The organism is Bacillus sp. B25(2016b) (assembly GCF_001679765.1).
In the GTDB taxonomy this organism is placed as follows: Bacteria; Bacillota; Bacilli; order Bacillales; family Bacillaceae_G; genus Bacillus_A; species Bacillus_A thuringiensis_K.
The window spans coordinates 876,126-899,360 of the sequence record NZ_CP016285.1 but is presented as its reverse complement, the minus strand read 5'-3'; the positions used below and the strand labels follow the sequence as shown (position 1 = coordinate 899,360).

Sequence of the window (23,235 nt, the reverse complement as noted above, 5' to 3'; positions counted from 1 at the left end):
TTTATTTTACTTCTATTAATTATACAATTGATAATTCATTTTCCTTCTGTAAGAACGCTACATTCTTCTCTATCTACTTATAATTATATTTTTTATAATTTATTATTAAATAGATATCTTTTAACAATTAAATAATTAAAATTCATAGTGATTTTATAATAAAAACAACTATAACAATTCATTAACATATAGATTGAATGAAAAATATTTCTAAACCATAACAATGAATACTATATTTAATAAAATCTATTTCTTATTTTAAATATAAATCAGATTCTGATATGATATATACATACCTAAAATATTAACAAACGATAGTTATGGAGGTGTCCTTTTATGACACAAGATTTATTGTTCATTACAAAACCTACTGTAACGACCAAAGAGGCAGCTGACTTATTAGGAGTAACGGTACAAACAATTTTAAAAAAAGAAAAAGATGGATTAATAGAATGTGTATATAAAGATAACTGGAAGCAATTCGGTAGTAAGATTTTCTATTTAGAGGATATTGAACGTTTACAAAATCAAAATAAGGTTAAAGGCCTTAGCACAAAAGAAGTAGCTGAAATTCTTAATGTTGCACCATCTACTATCTTTACATACATCAAATCTGGAAAATTACCCGCCACAATGATAGAAAAAAGAGGAAAACAAGTATATCTTATCGATGAGGAAGAACTAGAGATTTTTATGCTTGATTATGAAAAAACCAAAACAAAAGAGCGAAAAACATTCATTACGAAAATTCAAAATGAAGATATATACTTATATCAATTATTAACACATCAACATAACGGAAAAACAGCTAGGGTAATAGAGATCAATGGAGCAGACGGTAAGATTCTTACAGAAGACGAGGATATTTTCCCTATATCCACTTATAAACAACATGATTACACCTTTGAACCATTCATTAAAAAAGCGGTAATTACAAAACGAGGGTATTTATCTTTTTCCTTTAAAAAACCTCAATTATTTAATTCCATTACTTATAATCTAATAAACTTATTTTATAAGGAGCTAGGTATCACAAATATGAGATTGAGTATTTCAGCAGATACTATCAAATTAGAAATTAAACCTTTCGTATTACAAGTAGATCCATTGCAGTTTCAAGAAGAGATTAAGTACTTACATTCTCATATGAAATCTGGCACGATTCTTCCACATGTAGAAGGTATTTACTTTAAAAGTAATGTAGAGCCATTAACTTTTCATGCAGATCATGAATTTAAGCAAAAAGTAGTTCAAATGGCAGCGGAAGCTGGTATGAGACAGGAAGAATTCTTATTGCAAGCTGTAAAATCTTATATAACAAATTTAAAAAAACACTAAATCTACTACTTATTAAAAGAAGCGTAGAAATAAGATCTTTCTACGCTTTTAAAATATTAGTCACTCGCAATGAATACAACAAAGGGAAAATATCATAAAATTAAAATGTACATTTCCTATTTTTGCGAATTAAAGGGATCCATACCCACATCCATCAAGCTAAAGTTTTGAAGTACCCTCTAAATGAAATTTTTCTTTCTCTACATAACGTGACCTAATTGATACTACGAAATACAAAAACATCCTGCATGTTTGAACCATGCAGGATGTTTTCTAGTCTTTGTTTTTCATAATGTAAGTAACCAGACGAAGGATCTCTAGATATAACCATACTAATGTCATCATAAGTCCTACTGCGCTGTACCATTCCATATACTTTGGTGCTCCACTATGAGTACCATGTTCAATTGAATCAAAATCTAGTAATAAATCTAATGCAGCAACAACAATTACAATTGCACTTATGATAATACTAATTGTCCCACCTTGATGAATATATGGAACAGTCACCCCTAAGATGCTCAATAAGAAAACAATAAAATACATAATAAAAATTCCAAGTGTTGCAACCGTTACAACCGCACGAAACTTTTTAGTTACTTTTACTATTCGAGTTGCGTATAACACTAACATGGAAAATAAAATCGAAATTGTTAGTAATACGGCAGTTAAAGCGATAGAATCACCAAAGCGCATTGTATAATATGCTGAAATACTTCCTAATAAAACCCCTTGTAATATTGCGTAAATCGGTGCGCAAATTGGGGATATGCGCGGAACGAATATAACCACAAAAGCGACAATTAGAGTAACTATTATAATTCCAATTAACACGGGTATTTTCATTGTCTCTTGTGTCATCTGTACGTAGGAATAAACAGATGCTGCAAGAAGTAAGATAAGCAAAATGAATGTTTTTCCTATCGTTCCACCTATTGTCATCGTAGAAGCGCTTGTCTTCTTTTCATGGAATTTGTCTCTTTTTAACATTGGATTAGATGTTTTCATGCTTTCCTCCCAAAATATCTTTTACTTATAAAGTGATTTTTTATATCTCTAATTTCTTATTGATAATGCGACCTGTAATCGCTACGAGTACAATTATTAACAAGCAAGTAAAACATAGACCCAAAATAGTGAAATCTTCAATAGGGTAAAATGATGTATCAAAAAAATCATTCTTATCCATGAACCCAGAACTTTTAATAGTAACTGCATACTTCTCTAATTTACTTAACACATTCATTACTATTGTTTGTATTGTTGAAAAGATAGCAACGAAAATGATGAATAAAATTATTTTACTCATCCATGACTTCACTGGAAACAGCCTTATAATGGCTATGATAAAATAACAAGAAATAAGGATACTCATGAAATCGATTCCCCATAAAAGAAAAGCAAATATGTGTTGGAAGATTCCGTAACTATACAACTTGTGATATTCTTGTCGAAATTCTCCGGTTACTTCCCCACCATAAAGACTCGGATTATAACCAATTACTTTTCCATCATAAAGACTTTGTGAAAAATAATATGAAAAAATTAAGCCTATACCTAATAAAATAATAAACATTAATGTAAAAAATAATAAATTCGTATATATATATTTTTGGGTTGGGATGGCTGTATAACGAATCATAGAATTTTTTAATATTTTATTGAAAGAAGGCAGCGCTATTAGAAGAAGTAAAAATGCAGCTATACCAATTATTATTAGGTATATGAGTAATACTAAATCCTTTATAAACGGAGGTAGTACCCTTGAGAGTCCTATCGTACTAAATAAAAGAAGTAAAGAAATAATAATAAAACCAGAATAAAAGACTGCTATTTTTTTTCTATTGCACTTATATAAATAGAGAAAAAGTGGGTTCATTGCTCAAACACCTCCTTAAACAATTCATGTACTGCTTTCCCGTGATGAAAACGAATTTCCTCTACGTTTTCATGTAATATAATAGTTCCGTCTTTTAAAAAGATTACTTCATCAAATATATTTTCGGTTTCTTCTATTAAATGAGTTGAAATGAGAATGGTACAATCTTCTCGGTAAAATTTAAGAATTAAATCTAGTACATGTTTTCTAGAAACAAGATCAATTCCACCCAATGGCTCATCTAATATATATAACTTTGCTTTCCTGGAGAAAGTTAAGATAAGTTGTAATTTTTCCACTCCACCTTTTGATAAAGCAACTATATGCTCTTCTAATGGCATTTTAAACTCAGCTATTAAGTCCATTGCCTGATGAAAATCAAAGTCACTATAAAAATCCCGATAGAAAACTACAGCATCTTTTATCGTCATCCACTCGTCAAAAACAGGACTATCAGGCATAAATGAAACAGTTTTCTTTGTTTCTATTCCTACCTTCTGACCTTCAATTGTGATAGTTCCTTTAGAAGGATAACGCAAACCAGCAATCATTTTTAAAAATGTCGTTTTTCCGCTACCATTATCACCAACAAGACCAATAATTTTCCCTTCAGAAATTGTTGCACTTAAATCTTGAAGCACTGTTTTTAAGTTATATCTTTTCCACAGATTTTCAATTTTTAATAACTCTGTCATTAGTTTTCCTTCCTTTTCTTTTCTAATGAAGAATGGAGGATTGGAAGAATTTCTTCTTTCGTAAATCCTAAATTGTCCATTCCATTAATAAAATTATCAAGCAACTCTGTTGCCATTTCTTTGCGTAGTTCAGTAATCTTTTCTCCTTCACTCGTTACAAATCTCCCTGTTCCTCTTCGTGTCACAGCAATACCTTCTCGTTCTAGCTCTTGAAATGTGCGTTGAATCGTATTGGGATTCACTTGTAATTCACTGGCTAGTTCACGTACAGCTGGGATTTTATCACCCGGTGCTAAACGACCTGTTACAATTTCCTTTTTTATGTATTCCATTACCTGAATATAAATCGGGATATTAGGAGAAAAATCAATTTCCATTTCTTCCCTCCTTAGTATTAGTGTACTAGGTGAATAATACACTAATACTGATTGTGTGTAAATGGTAATTTTTCCAAACTATATATAATAAATAAAGATGATATCTGAAAGAAATACGGCCAAAAACCAGTTCTTAAACTCATTACTAAAAACAAAATCCCATAACAAACATTAAATGTCGTTTATGGAAATTTGTTAACGTACGGTAAAACCCAGGTTTTTAACTTAGAAATTCCTTAGCATACGAAGTTCGCGTTTAGTTGGCGCGACCTCATTATTAACTCGTCTATTAATTTAAATGTAGCTCTGTTAATCTCGAAATACACTTTCAACTTACCAACTATGAATTTTATTTTCATCTGCCTCACTCTCTTTTTTGATTTGATAAATCATTTTAGTTAATCGGACACGTAAATATAATTCTTAAGCTGTTCGACTGTTTTTTATGTAAAAGTAGCAATTGTTCATAACAAACAAAATAACAGTGTTTTGAATGTATCCTTTTTGGATATTTATTCGAAATATGAAGAAATGTTATAAACACAGTGATTGAAAGAAAGTAAACTTTTGGGTAAAAGTTTACTTTCTTTTTATTGTATTATTATTGGCTAAGTAGTTTAGAGTTTCTTGTCCTATGTTCAAAAAGTTTAGACTTTCATGTCCCGTTATTGAGACATGAAAATGGATACTTTTTAGACACGAAAGTAGATACTTCTTGAATATCTTTCGTTACTAATATAAATTCCAAATGAATTTTCACTTCACATTTAATAAGGTTTTGCTGAAATGCAAAAAAAGAGAGCAAAACTCTCTTTTCATTTAATCAATATTATTTTTAAAAATTTAAATAATAAAAAATAGCCAGTTAAAAGAGCGTGTTGTTATATATTTAGCTAAACACACTCTTACCAATATTTAAACCCTATATTAATTTCTTATTCCATTCATTTAACTTATTCATCCTTTTTTTTATTCGGTTATAAGCTTCAAATTCATAACCTTTTTCATTTAATCTTTTTATAATCTGTGAGCTGCTACCATCCTGCACTTGCATTCATACCAGATCCCATAAAATTAATAAATAATGGCCATAATAACGGCCATAACGTAAGAAGTATATTTAGAATTATAAGTATACTATATACCCCAGGGAAATTATGATTTTTACTACTTACCAATACTAAAATCGATAATAATATTATTGGTATTAAATATAAAAATATCATTATAAACCAATACCATGTCATTAAAGTAAGACTCAATGGTCCTAATATCTCGTGTACAACTCCGAATGATATTCCTAATGCTCCAAAACTAAAGGTTGTAATTATTGTTTTTAGAAGCACTTTAGCCAATTTTGAATCGTACGTTTTTCTACTATATAGACCTATCACAATATACAACGATAGATATGCCATTAATACACCTATCCAAATCAATAGCCAGTCTGCATCTAACATAAAGATGTCAAACAGCGCCCAACACACCCCTACTATTGAAAAAACAAGGGAAATAATTATATATTTTAAAACTGGTTTCATGTTCATTTCACGTCCTTTAAAAACTTAAGAATACATTATTAGCTTGTATTCTTCTTTTTCTATCGCTTTACTATAGTCTGTTGTATATTCAATAACAGTAATCCCTTTACTTCTAAGTAGATTTTTTCCCACGGTTTCGCATCAGTTGACAGTTTGAAAATTAATATTAATTTATTTTAATTAAATATATATTAACATTATATTAAGTATAAGTAAATAAAATTAATTTAAATTTAATATACTCCACTCATTTAATGGAGATTATTTATATGAACAATATTAATGTTGTTCAAAAAATTATGGCATTTCGAAAAGGTGCAGGATTAACTAGTAAACATTTAGCTGAAATAGCTGATACAACGCCTTCCATGTTAAGTAAGATTGATCAATGGATCACGAATCCACCCTTACAAACACTAAAGTTAATTTCTGTAGCATTAAATATTCTTTTATTAAATTTTTTCTTGGAAAATACCAATACAGAAGAATTAGTTGTAAGAGCTAACCAAAGATAAAAATAACTTTCCCTGAAAGCGGTAATGTTTCGTATGAGTTATTATCTCCTAATTTAGATGGATCACTGGAATTGGCTTTAATCAATCAGCTACCTCAAACCGCTTCATCTATGGAGCCTGTGGCACATAAAGGTGAAGAAATAGCATTTATTATAAAAGGGCACGTAAAACTATATCTAAATGATGAGGTTTTACTTGAGATCCAGGTGATAGCGGTAAAATACATCACCATTTGCTAGTATTCTTCCATTACTTCTTTTTGAATTATACTCCCTCCTGTTCTCCATACAATATACCTACCTAGATTCAATTTATGTTTTAAATTGTTATTTTTTATCCACCTCAATCAAGCTAGCAAATCTAAATATCATTTTACTTTTTTATTATATAGACTATACTAATTTCTCTTCCCACTTATAGGTTTCGTTTAAGCTAAAAAATATAGCCTCAAGAACGGGATCCTGAGACTCTATTTTTATTTTAGAAAGGACAGCATAACTTTCTCTGTTTCTTCTTTACTTAAATCACCTGCAATAATAAAGACTTGAAAAGCGCTATTCTTTCCTTTTGCAGGAACAATCATTTGCATTACTTTATAGGTTTCCTCTGTATCAAGACTTTCAACTAAGGTTATTTTTGTACCTTCTAATTCATAATTTGTTACCTTTTCATTATAATCCGCTTTTTTATTCGAGAATTCTATTCCCTCAGCAGTAACTGCAGATTGGTGCACAATATATACATTATCTTTACTTTCATTTTGATATTCATAAATAAAATCGGGATTCATTTTTCCAGTAGTCATCGGTGTATTAACACCTTCTCCAGTTAATTTAAACCCTTTTACCACATAACTTGGGGTGTTAATTGGAAAATCAACATATTTCTGTGCTTCCTTTTTAGTTAATCTAAAATGCGAATGAATTTTCTCTCTAAATGGTCCAATTTCTTCACTGTTTTTCTCATATTTTTTTTCCTCTTCTGGGTCTAACTTTTCAGGACTTCCTACTTGCCTTACTTTTTTATCTAAAATATGTGCTTCTGTTTCCAATGTAATGAATCGATCAAATTCTTCTTTCGTAAACAGATTCCTCGCCACTCCAATCTCTGTAAGTAAAGTATTATAGTCTCCTTCGGAAACAAAAAATTCTGCTTCTGCTTGTTCTTTTGTACCAATCATTTTTTCTACAATTCGCTGTATAGGAGCATCTGTTCGTGTTTTTAATTCTTTCATATTATTTTTCACTTCTAATTGTTGTTTCTCAGGGTTAGTCGGCTGATCAGCACGGGCGTTTAATAAGGATACAGATGATACTGCAATCACTGCCACAGCCCCTATCGCAGACCAACGATATGATTTTTTTTGGAATTTTTTAATCATTAGAATTCTCCTTTTTAACGCTCTCTTGTTTTTACTAAAATTTGCTATACTTGGTATTTGATAATAACTTGAGTAGTGTTCCAATAGACTAATAATAGTATGTCCATACGCAATTTGTTCCTCTGAATCTATACATGTAAGAGCTAATGCATCGCATGCTAGTTCTTGATCTTCCCGCATACATGAGTAGGCATACCATAGAATTGGATTAAACCAATTTAAAATGAGTAAGCCATGCATAAGCCAGTTCACACCAACATCTCTTCGCTTGATGTGAGCTAATTCATGATAAAAAATATATCGTAACTGTTGTTCATCTAATATTTCCATATGTACAGTTGACAATAACAACTTGGGACGAATAAATCCGAACACTGTTGGACTGGAAACCTTTCCAGATACAAATAGAGGGATATTCCGTTGAATAGACATAGAGTGCTTACACTTTTCAAAAATCTGGATAATCTTTTCATCTGTAATAACAGGTTGTTTTTTTATGTAAAGTAATAAACGCCTGTTCATTATAAAAGTAGCAAAGCATAGAAGGATAACTCCAGTAAGCCAAATGTATATAAAGATTGTATAGAATGGAACCGTCTTTTCATCCTGCTTTTCATTATTATATGTTTGTGTCTTATTTGTCTGAGTAGTTTGTGTTGAACTTGAGGTATAAGTATCTTCTTTTGTGAGCTCCTTTGTATTATCTATATTCTTCAATTCTTGCATACGTTCTTTTGTAAGAATACTAGCTACAGGGTTTTGGCTAGAAATAAATACATCATCATTCTTGTAAGTAAGAACAGAATAGATACTATAGGAACTATCTGGCGACCAAGGTAATACAAGTCTTATAATTAATATGATCCATAGCATATATTGCCAACGTGGAGTTAACTTATTTCTAAACAAGACCTTGATACACAAAATTAGGCCCACTAATATACTAGCCATAATGGAAGTCTCAATCATCCAATCAAAAAAAGCAGGTAGATAGATATTTATAAATTTTTCTATCACTATAATCTATCCTTCCTCTGATTTTCCTCAGTTTTCTCATCCAGAATACGTTTAAGTTCGTTAATATCTTCTGAAGACAGCTTTTCTTCTTTTAAGAAATTTACAAGTAAAGGTTTAAATGCTGCACCATAGAAACGTTTAAGTAAAGATTTCGTTTCCACTTGTAAATAACTATCTTGGGATACCAAAGGATAATAAGCATACATACGTCCTTTATATTGATGATAAGCAACTGCTTCTTTTTGGACTAATCGATTAATCAGCGTTCGAATTGTTTTTGGTTTCCAATCCATTTTCACCTCTAACGCTTCAATCACCTCATTTGCCGTTTGTGGAGATTTTGACCACAGTACTTTCATAACTTCTAACTCAGCTTCTGAAATTTTAGGTAATTCATTCATTGTTTAAAATTACACCCCTCGTATTACATTTGTAATCCACAACTGAATATTACACTTGTAATCTCTTGTTGTCAAGCTTGTTCGGTGTTTGTGGAATCCTTTCCTATCCCCATCAACATAAGAATGGAAAAAATTAAAAGAAGTTTAGACTCTCATGTCCTGCTAATGAGATAAGAAAGTAAATCCTTCATGAATATTTTTGTTACTACTATAGAACTGGATTTTAACTTCACATCTATTTAGTATTTGCTATTTTTACAAAGTTTCCACTTTGGTGTCTTTGTTTAAAAAAGTACCCATTTTCTTATCTCGATATATGGACAGGAAAGTGGGTACTAAATGAAATGTATCAGTAGATAATTTAGCATTGTACACTATAAAATAATTTCCTACTTTCATTTCGAGAACTTAGTTGGGACAAGAAACTCTAAACTGAAATTTTTTAGATCTATATAATATCCATTTAACCTAATGTTAAACAAAATAAATAAATTCGAAAGAATATAATTTATTTAAAGAAAACTCCCCAAAAATATGAATTTTTAGGGATTAGATGCATTATACGCATAAACGATTTACCGCTAATTTCATTTTATGGTTTATATTAGTAATTAAATGAATTTCTTCTGCTTTTAGTTCAGTTGATTTCACGTTAGGTGAACACCCTACTTCCACAAACAATTCTATTGCAACCGTATCTTTACAAGCCCGTTTACCGAAGTGTAGGATTACTTTTTCTCAATTTATTTGATTTAGTACATTTACTAAAATATCTACCAAGAGCATGTATAAATCACTCGTTATTATAAAGGAGTATTTTTTATAGTTAACTTTTGAGTATTAAACAATGCTATTCTAGACTGATAACCTTTGAATCTTACATATTTGTCAAAGAAATAATCATCGTGGCTCCTAATTTAATGCTCCATCATCTCGTGGGCAATATCATGTCCATCCATATCCGATGGGTAGTAGGTAGGCCAGTGTATGACTTCATCCAATAAAGCTTCACGATTGTCACCCCAATACAAGTGGTAGTGATCAGCTTTATTCGGATAAATACCATGATCACTAAATTGAATATATTGAGGAACTCCTTCTGTTTTTTCTGCTAGTTTAAATATGTATCTTACACCTCTATTCCCTGCATCATATGTCAAAATTTTGTATCCATCATAGATATACTTACCAGAATATTCTTCTTTGTTTTTGTAGAATGTTACAGTATCTCCTTGAATCACGATACGGTTCACATCTGTTTGATATCCTTCATTATAATACTCCTTATATTCTTTGGCTGACATTTTACCTTTATGTTTCGCTTTGTATGCAAATACCTCATCAAGCGTTCCATCTTGTAAATATGGATATACCGATTGCCAGTCTCCTTTCCAATCGGAGAGTGGTCGATCCTTCACTTGGTTGTCTTCAAAATATCCTTCATAAATTCTTTCTGTTGCTTTGTCATGAGCATGACTATGATTATGACTGTGATCGTGTTCATTTTCATGTGTATGACTTTCAGTTGTTTGCTCTTGCTTTTCAGAAAGCTTCTCTGCAACTGATGCGGATTGTGTTGCTTCTTTTAAAGAATTCACGTTTTCTTCCATTAAAGTGAAGTAATCTTTATTATTCTTCGCATCGTCTTCAGAAATAGTAGCAAGGTGATTTAAGCGTAAAATTTTTGTACCAGTTTCTTTCTGAATAACTGATGCTACTTTTGGAGTAGAAAACGTTTCGAATAAAATGTATTTTAGACCGTATTCTTTAACTGTTTTTGTAATTTCAGCAAGCTTTTTTTGAGATGGTTCATCAGAAGCTGAAATCCCAGCAATAGGAATTTGTTTTAAACCATAGCGTTGTTCCCAGTAGCCATAGGCTGCATGGGAAACTAAAATTTCTTTCGTTTTTGCATTTGCTACAGCAGCTTTAAATCGATCGTCTAAATCTGTAAATTTAGTTTGAAGTGCTGCAAAATTCTTTTCGAATTCTTGTTTATGATCAGGCTGTAATTCTACAAGAGCATTTTTGATTTTTTCAGCTTGTTTCATCGCTAGTATAGGATCTAACCACACGTGTGGGTCTTTATCGTGATGATGTTCATCTTCTTTATGTCCATCTCCATGATCATGATGTTCATCTTCGGTTGCGGCACGCAGTTCGATTCCTTTTGATGCATTTACAATTTTAACATTTTCTTTTTGTAAGGTTTTTTCCATTTTTTCAGCAAACGGTTCTAATTCTGCACCGTTATAAATGAATAAATCAGCTTTTGCAACTTTCACTGTTTGTTTTTGGCTTGGTTCAAATGTATGAGAATCTGCACCAGGAGGGTAAATTGCTTCAACATTTACATAGTCTCCACCAATTTTTTTTGCGAAATCAGCAAGTGGGAAAATAGTTGTATAAACTGTTAGCTTTTCATCTTTTTTTGCAGTCTCTTCTTTTTTATTTGAGCAACCAGCAAAAATTAAAGTGAAAATAAGTAGGAATGAAAACATAGTTGATTTTTTTAGCATAAAATTCTCCTCTTTTCTTTTTTACAAGTTTATTTCCTCCAATTCTATGAAGAAAATATCGTCTTAATATAAAACGTAATGATTACGCTTTAGTTTGCGAACCTAGTATAATACATCTTTATGAAATTCGCAATAAATAATAATCATTACGATTTATGGTAGAATTTCTTTGCCTATTCACCGAAAAAGGGGAATAAGACAGAAAATCCTAATTAATAAACAATCATGTAACAAAAAGGTAGAAGAATTATATTGTGACAAATTATTTTTGAGACAGTATTTAGTTACATCTAAGTTCCATACGATTTCACTTTAGGATTATTTTTCATCTATTTTAATTGTTATTTTGCACTATAAGGGGTACCGCCCCATCGCCATCAAGCTAACAGAACAGGTTGCCCCCAAAACGAAAAAAATGAACTTCATTGCTAAAAAGGACTCTAATTTTTCGTTTTTGGGGCATTATAAAATTTCAACTTGGTGTTGATGAGGTACTGATGGACAATATATGTAGCTTAAACCACATCGTCGTGTGCAGGCTGGATAAACGTGCTCCGGTGCCAATCCGTAACCGACGCATTTGACGGTCATGCGTTTCGAAATCGCTGTTGATTGATATAACTCAGAATAGGAAGATTGAGTTGATTCGACGATTTGTATATACGAAGAGGTAAGCTTTTGTCTTATTAAAAGATGGTTCTAAACTAACGATATAATAATTCATGTTTAATTTTACTGTAAAGCACAAGATGCTTGTGTACTATTTGTTCATGCCATTTTTATCTTCCTGTATTATAAAATTCTCATGATTGTGATCTCTAGCAAATTTTTCTACGTTTCCCTATATATTCCCTATACCATTTTTAATAACTTTTTTACCCTGCAATATCTTTTAACTAATATAATGTAACTACTTTTCTCTTGAACCTTGTACCCAATAGGTGTCTATCTTGCAACTTTTGCTTGATATATAGCTAGCTCTATAAAAAAATTTATCTAAAGCAAAACTTTTTTGAGACACTTGTCTTATTTTGATACAAATGCACGATTTTGTTCATCGTTTTTCTCTAATACTTATGATAAATTTATAAACATACCGATAGTATAATTATGCTTCTCTCAATACGCTCTCAAACATATTGAGATTTTAAACTTCTTCTCCCAGGAAACTGGGAGTTTTAATTTTATATTAATACATTTGATTGAAAGCCTCTCGTTCACTCTCCTCCATATTCCAATTAAAAGTCCTCTTCAATTAGCTTTTGTAACTTCTCTTGTCTAATGTTATGTTCCTGTTATAGTTTTTATTAAATACTTAATATGTGACTGAACAAATAAATCTCAATACTCTATTACATTGCATGGGTTATCAGTTTTATATACAATCTTTTAAATCGTTATAAAAAAATTCCATATCTTAATTTATTAAGACATACTAAAGAAAAATAAGAATCAGCCAACTAAAGCCAGTATAATTTAAAGCAGTACTTTCGCTTCAAATATAAGGAGGATACATACATTGGGTAATCACACTCGTTTACGTACACAAACTTTAATAAGAGATACATTTTTGGATTTATTAAACGAAAAAACATTCTTAGATATCACAATTAATCACATTTGTGAAAAAGCAATGATACATAGAAGTACATTTTATCGTTATTATGATGACAAGTATGAGCTTTTTAGTGATACAATCAATTCTATCGCTATAACATTATTTGAACAAACTAATCAAGGTTTAGATATAGAACATACATTATTTGAAGAGGTAATTGAATACATAGATGCTAATCGAACATTGTTTTTTAACGTTACCAGTAAAAATAGTAACCTTGAGTTATACGACAAGTTAATTCAATTTGGCGCAAAAATTTTATATGAAAATTCATTAGAATATAACGATTCACTTTCCATGAAAATCCGGAACTCTGCTTATCCAAAAGTTTCATGTGATTTTTATTGTAGTGGTTTTTTTGAGATTATAAAAAAATGGGTAAGCAATGAATATCCATTTTCAAAAGAAGAATTGATTCAGATTTCTAAGAATTTATAGATAAATGAACCATTTTAGCACATATGTCTCATTTTGAGACATATGTTATTTTGTGTTCATCGATTTCCTCTAAACCCTATGCTAGATTAAGAAGCATAACAAAGGAGGAAGTGAAACATGAATAAAATTTTTGACAAGATTGGACATTTCATTATCAAGTACGCAAAGATAAATATTGCACTTATTTTATTTCTAACAATCTTTTTCGGATTCGGCATTACAAAACTTGAAATGAAGATGGGAAACGATGTATTCCTAAGTAATACATCAGATGTTTATAAAGATACGGCTACGTATCAAAAACAATTTGGTGGAGATGGGATATATGTATTACTTAGTGGAGATAACGATAAGTTAATTTCACAAGAAACAAATAAAGCAATTGTAGAATTCACCAAAAAGGCAGAAGATATTAAAGATATTACAGGATCAACGCATTATGTAGGGTTATTAAATGAAATGTTAAACTCTCCTTCCCCGTCATTTTCAGCATTTGATAAAGGGGAAACAAACAAGAATTTAGAAAAAGTATTGAAAAATTCTATTTCAAGCGAAAAAATGAGCGAAATTAATAATAACGTAAAAAATAGTTTAACTGATGAGCAACGTGAAAAAATGGGTACATTTATTCAACAACAACTTACAACCGAACAAATGCAAGAAGTGCAAAAACAATTGGTTGCTCTAGGTCATATGCCAACAGCTGATGAACAAGAACAAATCATGAAAGCTGTTTTAACAGACACACAGAATGACGAAGTAACGGATTATACAAAAAGCATCTTAACACAACAACAAAAAGACAATATGCAAAGAGATATTGTTAAGGCTTTACCAAATGTACAAAACATGAATAATGATTTACTTCATGAAATCATTTTTTCTGATCAAGGAAAAGTACCAGAACAATTCAAACAGCTTATCCCTCAAAATGGGAAACATGTTATCATTCAGCTTCATACATCCGATAATACAGAAATTACGACCTATGTACGTATAAATAAAGAGTTAAATGAACTTATTAAAAATACAAATTTCAATTCAGGTGTAACAGTTAAAGTAGCTGGAATGCCAACTATCCTTGGTGATATACAAGAAGAAGTTATCAAAACTTTAGGGATTATGCTTGGTCTAGCGGTTATATTAATGATTGTTGTATTATTCTTTGTATTCCCTGTTAGACGACGCATTATTTCATTAGGCTTTGTATTAATTGGTTTAATATGGACATTTGGATTTATGGGTTGGGCTGGAATTCCAATTACACTCGCAACTATGGCAACATTACCAATCATTATTGGTCTTGGCACTGACTTTGGCGTTCAATTTCATAACAGATACGAAGAAGAATTTAAAAATAGTCAATTTGACGCAGAACTTGCAATACGAAATGCAGTACGCCATATTGGACCAGGCGTAGGAATTGCAGTTGTTATCATGTCCTTAAGCTTCCTAACAATGTATTTATCTAAAGCACCAATGATGCAACAATTTGGTTTAACTTTAGCAATGGGTGTTTTATTCTGTTATGTGGTTGAGTTAGTACTAATGTTCTCAACATTCTACTTATTGGATCATAAAAAAACAGTAACTACTATTAAGGTCAAACAAAATGAAAATACGTTATTAGCACGATTTTTAAATAAATATGCTAATATCGCTATGAAATTTGCTATTCCTATCTTAATTGTTTCCGTTATTTTATCTGGCCTTGGATTTATGGCAGAAAAGTCTATACCAACTGAAACAGATTTAACCAAAATGATTCCACAGAACATGGAATCATTAAAAAATACAAAGCATTTACAAAAGATAGTTGGATCTACAACGTATATTACGTATTTAGTAGAAGCGGAGGATGTCACGGAACCAAAAGTAATGTCTTGGATGCAAGAAGAAAGTAGAAAGGTTGATAGTAAATATAAAGATGTGAGTGATGTTATCTCACTTCCTAGTGTTATTTTACAAATCAATGGAAAAGATACACTACCAGACTCTGCTTCACAAATAACAAATGAACTTGAAAACGTGCCAAGTTCATTAAAAGACACTGTTATGAGCGCAAATAAAAAATATGCAACGATCCAATATCAAGTAAATCCAGATCTTTCTTCTGCTGATCAACTAAAATTGATGCATAAAATATCGAAAGATATGAAAGCGATAGATGGTGTGAAAATTAAGCCTGCAGGCGCACAAGTTATGATGTTATACGGTATCGATAATATCGGTGCAAACAGTGAACTCATGATTGGTGCAGGACTTTTAATTATTTTCCTATCGTTATTCCTTGTGTATCGCCGTGTAAAACATGCTTTATATCCGTTGATACCAATTGCTTTAGTATTAGGATTCTCACCTGGCGCTTTAAAATTACTCGATATTTCATATAATCCACTTACAACCGCTCTTAGCTGTCTTGTACTTGGAATTGGGACAGAGTTTACCATTCTTATTATGGAAAGATTTCGCGAGGAAGAGGAAAAAGGATTGTCTGCTCAAGAAGCAATTCGTGTTTCTCTTTCAAAAGTTGGACAAGCAATTACCGCTTCTGGGTTAACAGTAATTGTTGGATTTTCAGCATTAATCTTTGTAAACTTCCCAATTTTACGTGAATTTGGTATTACAACCGTTATAGACACAACACTTTCTTTACTCTGTGCTTTAACGATATTACCAGCTTTAATTGTTTTATTTAGAAAACGTAAATAAATACCATTTATATCTTTAAAAAGAAAAGTGATATCATTCTTGCAATATAAGAAGAGATATTACTTTTCTTTTTTATACAAAATCAGAATTTACCCGATTTAAATATAGAATATAACAACCAAAGAAACATCAAAATTGCTACTCCAAATCCAATTTCAATGGCTGGTAGGTTCCAAAGAAGAGTGGATTTCCTACTCAATGCTGAACCAATAATAAGACCCATCATGATGATGCTAAAGGAAAGCAATACAATACTAAATGAAAGTCGATTACTGATACGATCTAATTTTGTTAATAATAGGTTCAATTCTGGGATTGTTATGGCTATACGCATTTTACCCTTTTGCATTACAGAGGTTAATTCTTTGAGTTGTTTTGGGAGTTGAATCAAAATCTCTCCATTTTCTATTACATAGTCTAGTACATCCTCTGCAACTTTTTTTGGATGATAACGTTCCTTTAATAATTGACGACCAAAAGGTTCAGCTACTTTAAGGATACTAAGTTCGGGATCTAACTTTTCCACCACCCCTTCAATAGTAAGAAGAGTTTTTCCTAATAACGTTATATCTGATGGAATTTGAATATGATGCTTATATGCAATATTAAATAATTCATGGAGAGCTTTCCCAAGACTAACCTGGCTTAAAGGGACATCATAATAATTTTGTTTTAAATAATCCACATCAGTTGTCAGTTGTTTCATATTTACATCATCAGGTACCAACCCCATCCCTGTAATCGCTTTGATAACCCCTCTTGTATTTTGACGCATCATAGAAATAACTAACGACGCTAAATGCTGTTTTAATTCAGGGCTAAGACTTCCAACCATACCAAAATCCATAAAAGCAATGACTTCGCCTGGTAACAAAAGAATATTACCAGGGTGTGGATCGCCATGAAAAAAGCCTTCAATTAGAATTTGATGAAGGATAGCTTGAACTACCCGTTCAGCTAGTACCTTACGATTTAGCCCTTGGTCATCCAATTTTTTGAACTCATTCAATTTTATTCCTTCCATGTATTCCATAGTCAGTACTTTTGAAGATGTATAATCCCAATAGACTTTCGGAACACAAATATCAGGATGATACTTAAATTGGTGAGCTACCTTTTCTGCATTTTGGCCCTCTATTGTGTAATTTAATTCAGCTTGAAGAGATTTAGAGAATTCTGCAATAATATTACGTATCTGATATCTAGCAGCCCACTCCAATCGAAGCTCAGCGAGTTCTGCTAAATGCTGCAAAATTTCTAAATCGGTCTTAATAATTGTTTCGATATTAGGACGTTGAATTTTAATTGCTACTCGTTCACCAGATTTCAATAATCCATAGTGGACTTGTCCAATAGAAGCTGCAGCCAAAGGCTTTTCTTCAATCTCTTCAAATGTATCTCCTATAGTACAATCTAATTCCTCTTCAATTATCTGTTTTACTTCCTGATAAGAAAAAGAAGCTACCTTATCTTGAAGTTTTTCCAACTCATGAATGATGTCATCCGGGATTAAATCCGGTCTTGTGCTAGCAATTTGCCCCATTTTTATAAAAGTGGGGCCTAATTCTTCTAAGAACAATCGAATGCGCTCAGCTTTTGTTTTCAAATGAATTTCCGGCTGTTCCACCGTATTAAATCGTTTAGAAAGTGAAAGTAAGTCTTGCAGCCCCAATTCCTTAACAATCAGCCCAAACCCATTACGAGAAAAGGCCATTGCGATATCACGATAACGTTGAATGTGTCGTATTCTTATTTTCAAGAATAATACATCCTCCTTATAATACACTTACTCAAATTTATTTTGTTGATTTTCTATGTTTGCAATACGCTGTTCTAGTCGTTGGATATCTTCTTTGGTAGCTATATTTAATTCGCCTAATAATTCTTTTGTTTTTTCATTGATTAGTTGTTCTAACTCTAATTTGGTTTCTTTTCCTTTTTCATGCATCTCTTTAATAAACTCTTTAGATTCTTCTTGATTTAATTCTCCTCGTTTCACTAGCTCATCTGCAATTCTTTTAGCTTGTTCTTGTGTAGTAACTATCATTCCTAATCCTAATGTCAATCCTTTTTTTAATATGTTTGTCATTGAAGTCAACTCCGCATTGTCAATTTCGATTTCAATTTTTAATTAATGAAACTACTTCCATGATTTTTCGTTCTGCCTCTTGTTCTCCAGCGTCTATACATTCTTTAATCTTTGTAATATCAAATGCTTGAATCTGTCCTACACTTGGACGAAAAATTACATCTGCAAACTGAAGATTTTTTCTTCTCATTTCAACCATCATAAGAGATAAGGATCGATTTAATACCTCAATTATACTTCTTGGCTCTCTTTCCTCATGCTCTCTCTCCACATCTACAGCGAGCACAATTTCTACTCCTGCTTTTCGTGGGATATCCGTTGGCAAATTATTGAATATTCCTCCGTCCACTAATACTTTATCTTCATGCTTTACAGGTATAAAAAGTCCAGGTACGGATGTAGTTGCTCGAATAGCTAAACTTAAATTTCCTTGTTCGAAAATGAAAACTTTTCCCTTTTTTAAATCTACAGAGACCACACGAAATGGAATTGGAAGTTGTTCAATTTGAATATTGGATAATCCCTTTTGTTCTAAAAATTGAAGTAACATTCCATACAGTTTATTTCCTGCCACAAGCCCCCTTTTTCCAATCCCCAAATCAACCATGCGATACGATGGTGTAGTAGTAAGAACAAAATCCTCAATTTCTTCCACATCAATGCCGGCAGCAATTAATCCACCAATGGCTCCTCCCATACTGGTTCCTGCAATAAAATCAATGGGAATGTTATGCTTTTTTAATACTTTTAGTACACCAATATGTGCTAATCCCCGTACAGCACCGCCACCTAAAGCTAAACCTAGTTTCATTATTTTTTCCTTTCTTAACTCTACTATTCTTATCGATTAAAATATTCAAAAAGCAAATGAGTATTTTTTCAATATCAGCATGCAATTGTCCCTTACTTCATGGTATATATTCTTGTTTATTGATTTCCCTTTATTTATTTTCTCCCTAAAAAATATAAAATACACAATGGTTTAAATATAATGAAACAAAAAAGGATGTTTACTAATAAGTTGTACCATTTGTAAAAGACATTTCAATAGCGTTCCTTTTAAAATCAAGAAAAAAACTCCCGCTTTTTTCCATTCATTACTCCAAAAATGTAGTATTTTCTTTTAAATTCACACTTAAAAAGAACTCATTAACAAAATAAAAGCATGGTCTAAAAATAGCCACGCTTTTTATCTGTATAATTTATTAAGTAATTTTATGCATCAATATACAACTTTGTATATCTACAATCTTCTTGTATAATCCATGGCTTTATTGTAATCATACAGCCGTCTACTGTTTGCTCAAAAATATTCCATACAGGCACAGCTTCTTTGGCAAAATCAATTGTATTCAAATATCCTTGTAGACGTTCTTAAAAGCTCTGCTGTCTTGTAGAAGTTCGACGAGCCACTATGAATTGAGCGAACAAGATCCAGATACCAGATTCCAAATCATTTAAGTTTATCATATATGATACTTCCTACTTTTTAAGGACATCTTCATTATTCTTTAGGGATTTAAAATATATCTAGTAAGTAGCCTTCGGTCTCTTACATATCTAGAATTCCCCCATATTTTTAAAGAATCAAGTAGATTTCTTATTTAAAAATCGATAAAACTATGTTGCTTTTGTTGTCTATGACAGTACATTTTATCTGGAGATGTCAAATTTCTTATTTTGGGGTATTTGCTTTTCATAACACGCAAAAACACGCTATTCTTTTTGTAGAATCATAGGAAAGGATGGCGTTTCTGTATGTCTGTTTCTGTGTCTGACGAATTACAACTATTTGCTCAAGAGATTCAAAGTTTTTTATCTCCAAATGCCTTACGGGATCTTGCTAGAGATGTTGGTTTTGTACAACGAACCAGTAAGTACCAAGCAAAAGATTTAGTAGCTTTATGTGTATGGCTGAGCCAAAATGTAGCTATGACTTCTTTAACTCAGTTATCTAGCTGTTTAAAAGCATCAACAGAAGTACTCATCAGTCCTGAGGGACTGAATCAACGGTTTAATAAGTCGGCCGTCCTACTCTTACAACAGCTACTAGCCGAACTACTAAGCAAAAAATTGGCCGCATCTATGCCGATTTCTTCGCCATACACTTCTGTTTTCAAGCGTATTCGTATTTTAGATTCAACTGCATTTCAACTTCCAGATCCTTTTTCATTCGTTTATCCAGGTGCAGGAGGATGTAGTCATACAGCCGGGGTGAAAATTCAGCTTGAGTATGATTTATTAAGTGGTCAATTCCTTCATATTCATACAGGTTCAGGTAAACAACATGATCGAACCTACGGTTCCCTGTGTGCCCCAACCGTAACAGCGAATGATTTATGTATCCGAGATTTAGGCTATTTTCATTTGAAAGACCTTCAACATATACAAGATAAAAAGGCTTATTATATCTCACGTATCAAATCGAATACACGTATTTATCAAAAAAATCCTAAACCTGATTATTTTCAAGATGGCAGAATCAAGAAAGGTACAGAGTATATCCAGCTAGATATGGAGGTTTTAATGAACTCTCTTCAGCCAGAACAAACACACGAAATATTCAACGCTTATGTAGGAATGACCGATAAAGTCTCTACTCGTGTAATTGTTCATCGACTAACAAAAGAACAACAACAAAAACGATTACACGATCAAACTGTAAGAGAAAAAAAGAAAGGAATGAAGTATTCTGCTCGTAGTAAAAGGCTTAGTGGTATCAATGTATATATGACGAATACTCCTATAAATATTGTTCCTATGGGACAAGTACATGATTGGTATTCTTTACGTTGGCAAATCGAGATTTTATTTAAAACGTGGAAATCATTCTTTCATATTCATCATTGTAAAAAGATAAAACGAGAACGCTTGGAATGTCATTTGTATGGGAAACTGATTGCCATTCTACTCTGTTCTTCTACGATGTTTCAAATGCGGCAATTACTTCTTATGAAAAAGAAAAGAGAACTGAGTGAATATAAGGCCATATATATGATTAAGGATTACTTTCATCTTCTTTTCCAAGCTATACAGAAAGACAACCAAGAGCTATCAAAGATTCTCATTCGTCTGTACAACCTTCTACAGCAAAACGGGCGGAAATCTCATCGATATGAGAAAAAAACGGTCTTTGATATATTAGGTGTCGTTTACAATTGTACCCTGTCTGATAATCAAGCCGCTTAATTCAAAAAAGTGAAACCCGCTAGGGTTTATTTCGTATGCAAATCTTTCAATCACCTACACTTGCCCTTTAGAAAAAGAAACAATTTCGCCTAAAATGGACTTTGCATAAGCTTAGCTTGATAGCGATGTGGCTGTACCCCATTACTATCAACTTAAGAATTGATAGTGATGGGGTATTTAATTTCTTAGCTTGATGATTATGGGATACTGCCAGCATTTCTTCTATCTTCTATATTCTTGTTATAGGGTGTTATAAAATTCTTAAGTTAATAGGCCTTGAGTGGCATACATAGCAGAATTAACGAGTAAATGTAATAATCTCATCAACAGCTTTGATATAACCACCTGCCTCACGGAATGATTGACTAATTTTTTTGGCATTCTCTTTGTAAATCGAATGCTGCAACACTTCATTAACGGCACGTTTTAAATCCTCGGCCGATAATTGCTGGATATTTAACATAAATCCTGCGCCAAGTTCGTATACTCGCTCAGCAATCGTATGCTGATCATTTATAAATGGGAGCATAACTAGAGGTACTTCAAAATAAAGTGATTCACTTGTGCTATTCATTCCACAATGACTAATAAATACATCCGCTTGACGCAGTATATCTAATTGTGGAAGATAGTTACCAACAATAAAATTATCAGGTATATCTCCTAGCTGCTCCACTGTTAATTGTTTGCCTATACTAAGTACTACTTTCGCATTGAGATCTTTTAAACCGACAAAACATTTTTGATAGAATTCAGGCTGATTATTAATTATGGTTCCCATAGAAATATAAATCACACGTTCTCCTTTTAATTCATCAACCGAAAAATCATTTAGAGTTTCATTTTCAGCAATGGAAGGACCGATAAAAATATAGTCATCCTTAAAATCCTTGCTGTTTCTTTGGAAATAGCGAGAAGTAAAAACAATATTCAAATCGCCTGAACCCGGACAAAGTAAAAAATTATCAGATAGAGATACTTCATATTTTCCTTCTAAATATTGTTTCATTTTTGCTATTTCTTCTAATTGCAAAAATGCTTGTAGCATGGCTAAACGTTCCTGTTTTTGTTCTATGTTTCTTGTTCCTGTCAGGTTCATATTTTCTTTTAGTTCTTGTGAAAAAGCAAACGTGGTCCAAGTTGCAATAGATGCTAAACCTCTATGGTGAGCAACCCATTTTCCAGGTAAAGACTGTGCATCATAGAGGATGTAATCGTATGTTTCTTTGGAGATTTCTTCAAAAATGGAATCAGTAATTCTTTCCATAGCATGAAAGAAGTGTAATAAATACTCTTGAGGATGGGAAGTCATAAGATTCATAGTTTCCGAAAGCTCTCTTTGTGCCTCTTGATTGATAGGACGGAATTGTGCACCTGCTTTTTTGATTTTTTCTTTAAAATCATTTGATGAATAATAGACAATGTTGTCTCCACGTTGTACTAAATCCTGTACTAATCCTAACGTTGGATTTAAGTGTCCTTCTCCACCTATATTGATGTAAAGTGCTTTTTTCATCTTTGTCCCC

General features: G+C 31.9%; 15 protein-coding genes and 3 pseudogenes. 5 read left to right on the top strand and 13 right to left on the bottom strand.

Translation table 11 applies throughout. The features are described from left to right. The first annotated feature begins 336 nt into the window (after positions 1–336). The gene (locus tag BAQ53_RS04670) at positions 337–1,338 is read left to right on the top strand and encodes a helix-turn-helix domain-containing protein (RefSeq protein WP_061884985.1); all 1,002 of its coding nucleotides are present in this window, start codon (positions 337–339) and stop codon (positions 1,336–1,338) included. Between the two features lie 273 nt (positions 1,339–1,611). Here the strand turns inward: BAQ53_RS04670 and BAQ53_RS04665 are convergent, their stop codons facing one another. The 5 genes from BAQ53_RS04665 to BAQ53_RS04645 all read right to left on the bottom strand — a co-directional run bounded on the left by BAQ53_RS04665 (position 1,612) and on the right by BAQ53_RS04645 (position 5,830). Continuing rightward, positions 1,612–2,346, bottom strand: a complete 735-nt coding sequence (locus tag BAQ53_RS04665) for a Bax inhibitor-1/YccA family protein (protein WP_208906538.1) — start codon at positions 2,344–2,346, stop codon at positions 1,612–1,614. 40 nt (positions 2,347–2,386) lie between these two features. Next, the gene (locus BAQ53_RS04660) at positions 2,387–3,217 is read right to left on the bottom strand and encodes a hypothetical protein (RefSeq protein WP_001068583.1); all 831 of its coding nucleotides are present in this window, start codon (positions 3,215–3,217) and stop codon (positions 2,387–2,389) included. Further along, positions 3,214–3,912: an ABC transporter ATP-binding protein gene (locus BAQ53_RS04655; RefSeq protein ID WP_208906537.1), complete on the bottom strand. Its 699-nt coding sequence runs from the start codon at positions 3,910–3,912 to the stop codon at positions 3,214–3,216. Before BAQ53_RS04655 ends, BAQ53_RS04660 begins: the two co-directional genes overlap by 4 nt. Continuing rightward, positions 3,912–4,289 (bottom strand): GntR family transcriptional regulator, encoded by a 378-nt coding sequence (locus tag BAQ53_RS04650; protein WP_046946208.1) that lies wholly within the window; start codon positions 4,287–4,289, stop codon positions 3,912–3,914. The genes BAQ53_RS04655 and BAQ53_RS04650 overlap by 1 nt, the downstream gene beginning before the upstream one ends. A gap of 1,034 nt (positions 4,290–5,323) precedes the next feature. Then, a complete protein-coding gene (locus BAQ53_RS04645; RefSeq protein ID WP_000805762.1) occupies positions 5,324–5,830 on the bottom strand; it encodes a DUF3902 family protein in 507 nt (168 codons plus the stop codon). Positions 5,831–6,099: 269 nt separating this feature from the next. Here BAQ53_RS04645 and BAQ53_RS26170 point away from each other — a divergent pair. Then, positions 6,100–6,568: pseudogene (locus tag BAQ53_RS26170) on the top strand (MerR family transcriptional regulator); the annotation flags it as partial. Between the two features lie 252 nt (positions 6,569–6,820). Here the strand turns inward: BAQ53_RS26170 and BAQ53_RS04635 are convergent. From BAQ53_RS04635 to BAQ53_RS26160, 4 genes and pseudogenes are all read right to left on the bottom strand, one after another. Further along, positions 6,821–8,743 carry a M56 family metallopeptidase gene (locus tag BAQ53_RS04635; protein ID WP_000570336.1) on the bottom strand — a complete coding sequence of 641 codons (1,923 nt, stop codon included), beginning with the start codon at positions 8,741–8,743 and terminating at the stop codon, positions 6,821–6,823. Then, positions 8,743–9,144, bottom strand: a complete 402-nt coding sequence (locus tag BAQ53_RS04630) for a BlaI/MecI/CopY family transcriptional regulator (RefSeq protein WP_001004323.1) — start codon at positions 9,142–9,144, stop codon at positions 8,743–8,745. Before BAQ53_RS04630 ends, BAQ53_RS04635 begins: the two co-directional genes overlap by 1 nt. Before the next feature lie 917 nt (positions 9,145–10,061). After that, positions 10,062–10,691, bottom strand: a pseudogene (locus BAQ53_RS26165) (ZinT family metal-binding protein); the annotation flags it as partial. A 27-nt stretch (positions 10,692–10,718) separates the two neighbouring features. Further along, positions 10,719–11,663: pseudogene (locus BAQ53_RS26160) on the bottom strand (metal ABC transporter substrate-binding protein); the annotation flags it as partial. A 1,519-nt stretch (positions 11,664–13,182) separates the two neighbouring features. Here BAQ53_RS26160 and BAQ53_RS04620 point away from each other — a divergent pair. Both BAQ53_RS04620 and BAQ53_RS04615 read left to right on the top strand, forming a co-directional pair. After that, entirely contained in the window at positions 13,183–13,719 is a 537-nt protein-coding gene (locus BAQ53_RS04620) for a TetR/AcrR family transcriptional regulator C-terminal domain-containing protein (RefSeq protein WP_208906535.1), read from the top strand. Between the two features lie 117 nt (positions 13,720–13,836). Then, entirely contained in the window at positions 13,837–16,431 is a 2,595-nt protein-coding gene (locus tag BAQ53_RS04615) for an efflux RND transporter permease subunit (RefSeq protein WP_208906534.1), read from the top strand. 82 nt (positions 16,432–16,513) lie between these two features. Here the strand turns inward: BAQ53_RS04615 and BAQ53_RS04610 are convergent, their stop codons facing one another. From BAQ53_RS04610 to BAQ53_RS04600, 3 genes are all read right to left on the bottom strand, one after another. After that, positions 16,514–18,145, bottom strand: coding sequence for an ABC1 kinase family protein (locus BAQ53_RS04610; protein ID WP_208906934.1), 1,632 nt, complete (start codon positions 18,143–18,145; stop codon positions 16,514–16,516). 72 nt (positions 18,146–18,217) lie between these two features. Then, entirely contained in the window at positions 18,218–18,520 is a 303-nt protein-coding gene (locus BAQ53_RS04605; protein WP_208906533.1) for a phasin family protein, read from the bottom strand. A gap of 31 nt (positions 18,521–18,551) precedes the next feature. Then, a complete protein-coding gene (locus BAQ53_RS04600; protein ID WP_208906532.1) occupies positions 18,552–19,331 on the bottom strand; it encodes a patatin-like phospholipase family protein in 780 nt (259 codons plus the stop codon). Positions 19,332–20,278: 947 nt separating this feature from the next. Here BAQ53_RS04600 and BAQ53_RS04595 point away from each other — a divergent pair. Beyond that, positions 20,279–21,709, top strand: coding sequence for an IS4 family transposase (locus BAQ53_RS04595; RefSeq protein WP_208906531.1), 1,431 nt, complete (start codon positions 20,279–20,281; stop codon positions 21,707–21,709). A 298-nt stretch (positions 21,710–22,007) separates the two neighbouring features. Here the strand turns inward: BAQ53_RS04595 and BAQ53_RS04590 are convergent, their stop codons facing one another. Further along, entirely contained in the window at positions 22,008–23,225 is a 1,218-nt protein-coding gene (locus tag BAQ53_RS04590) for a macrolide family glycosyltransferase (protein WP_046945795.1), read from the bottom strand. Positions 23,226–23,235 lie beyond the last annotated feature (10 nt).

Excerpts from the sequence above, each read along its gene's own strand:
- BAQ53_RS04610 (WP_208906934.1), bottom strand. The coding sequence starts at position 18,145 with ATGGCCTTTTCTCGTAATGGGTTTGGGCTGATTGTTAAGGAATTGGGG.
- BAQ53_RS04595 (WP_208906531.1), top strand. The coding sequence starts at position 20,279 with ATGTCTGTTTCTGTGTCTGACGAATTACAACTATTTGCTCAAGAGATT.
- BAQ53_RS04630 (WP_001004323.1), bottom strand. The coding sequence starts at position 9,144 with ATGAATGAATTACCTAAAATTTCAGAAGCTGAGTTAGAAGTTATGAAA.
- BAQ53_RS04655 (WP_208906537.1), bottom strand. The coding sequence starts at position 3,912 with ATGACAGAGTTATTAAAAATTGAAAATCTGTGGAAAAGATATAACTTA.
- BAQ53_RS04650 (WP_046946208.1), bottom strand. The coding sequence starts at position 4,289 with ATGGAAATTGATTTTTCTCCTAATATCCCGATTTATATTCAGGTAATG.
- BAQ53_RS04615 (WP_208906534.1), top strand. The coding sequence starts at position 13,837 with ATGAATAAAATTTTTGACAAGATTGGACATTTCATTATCAAGTACGCA.
- BAQ53_RS04590 (WP_046945795.1), bottom strand. The coding sequence starts at position 23,225 with ATGAAAAAAGCACTTTACATCAATATAGGTGGAGAAGGACACTTAAAT.
- BAQ53_RS04645 (WP_000805762.1), bottom strand. The coding sequence starts at position 5,830 with ATGAAACCAGTTTTAAAATATATAATTATTTCCCTTGTTTTTTCAATA.
- BAQ53_RS04600 (WP_208906532.1), bottom strand. The coding sequence starts at position 19,331 with ATGAAACTAGGTTTAGCTTTAGGTGGCGGTGCTGTACGGGGATTAGCA.
- BAQ53_RS04670 (WP_061884985.1), top strand. The coding sequence starts at position 337 with ATGACACAAGATTTATTGTTCATTACAAAACCTACTGTAACGACCAAA.
- BAQ53_RS04660 (WP_001068583.1), bottom strand. The coding sequence starts at position 3,217 with ATGAACCCACTTTTTCTCTATTTATATAAGTGCAATAGAAAAAAAATA.
- BAQ53_RS04665 (WP_208906538.1), bottom strand. The coding sequence starts at position 2,346 with ATGAAAACATCTAATCCAATGTTAAAAAGAGACAAATTCCATGAAAAG.
- BAQ53_RS04605 (WP_208906533.1), bottom strand. The coding sequence starts at position 18,520 with ATGACAAACATATTAAAAAAAGGATTGACATTAGGATTAGGAATGATA.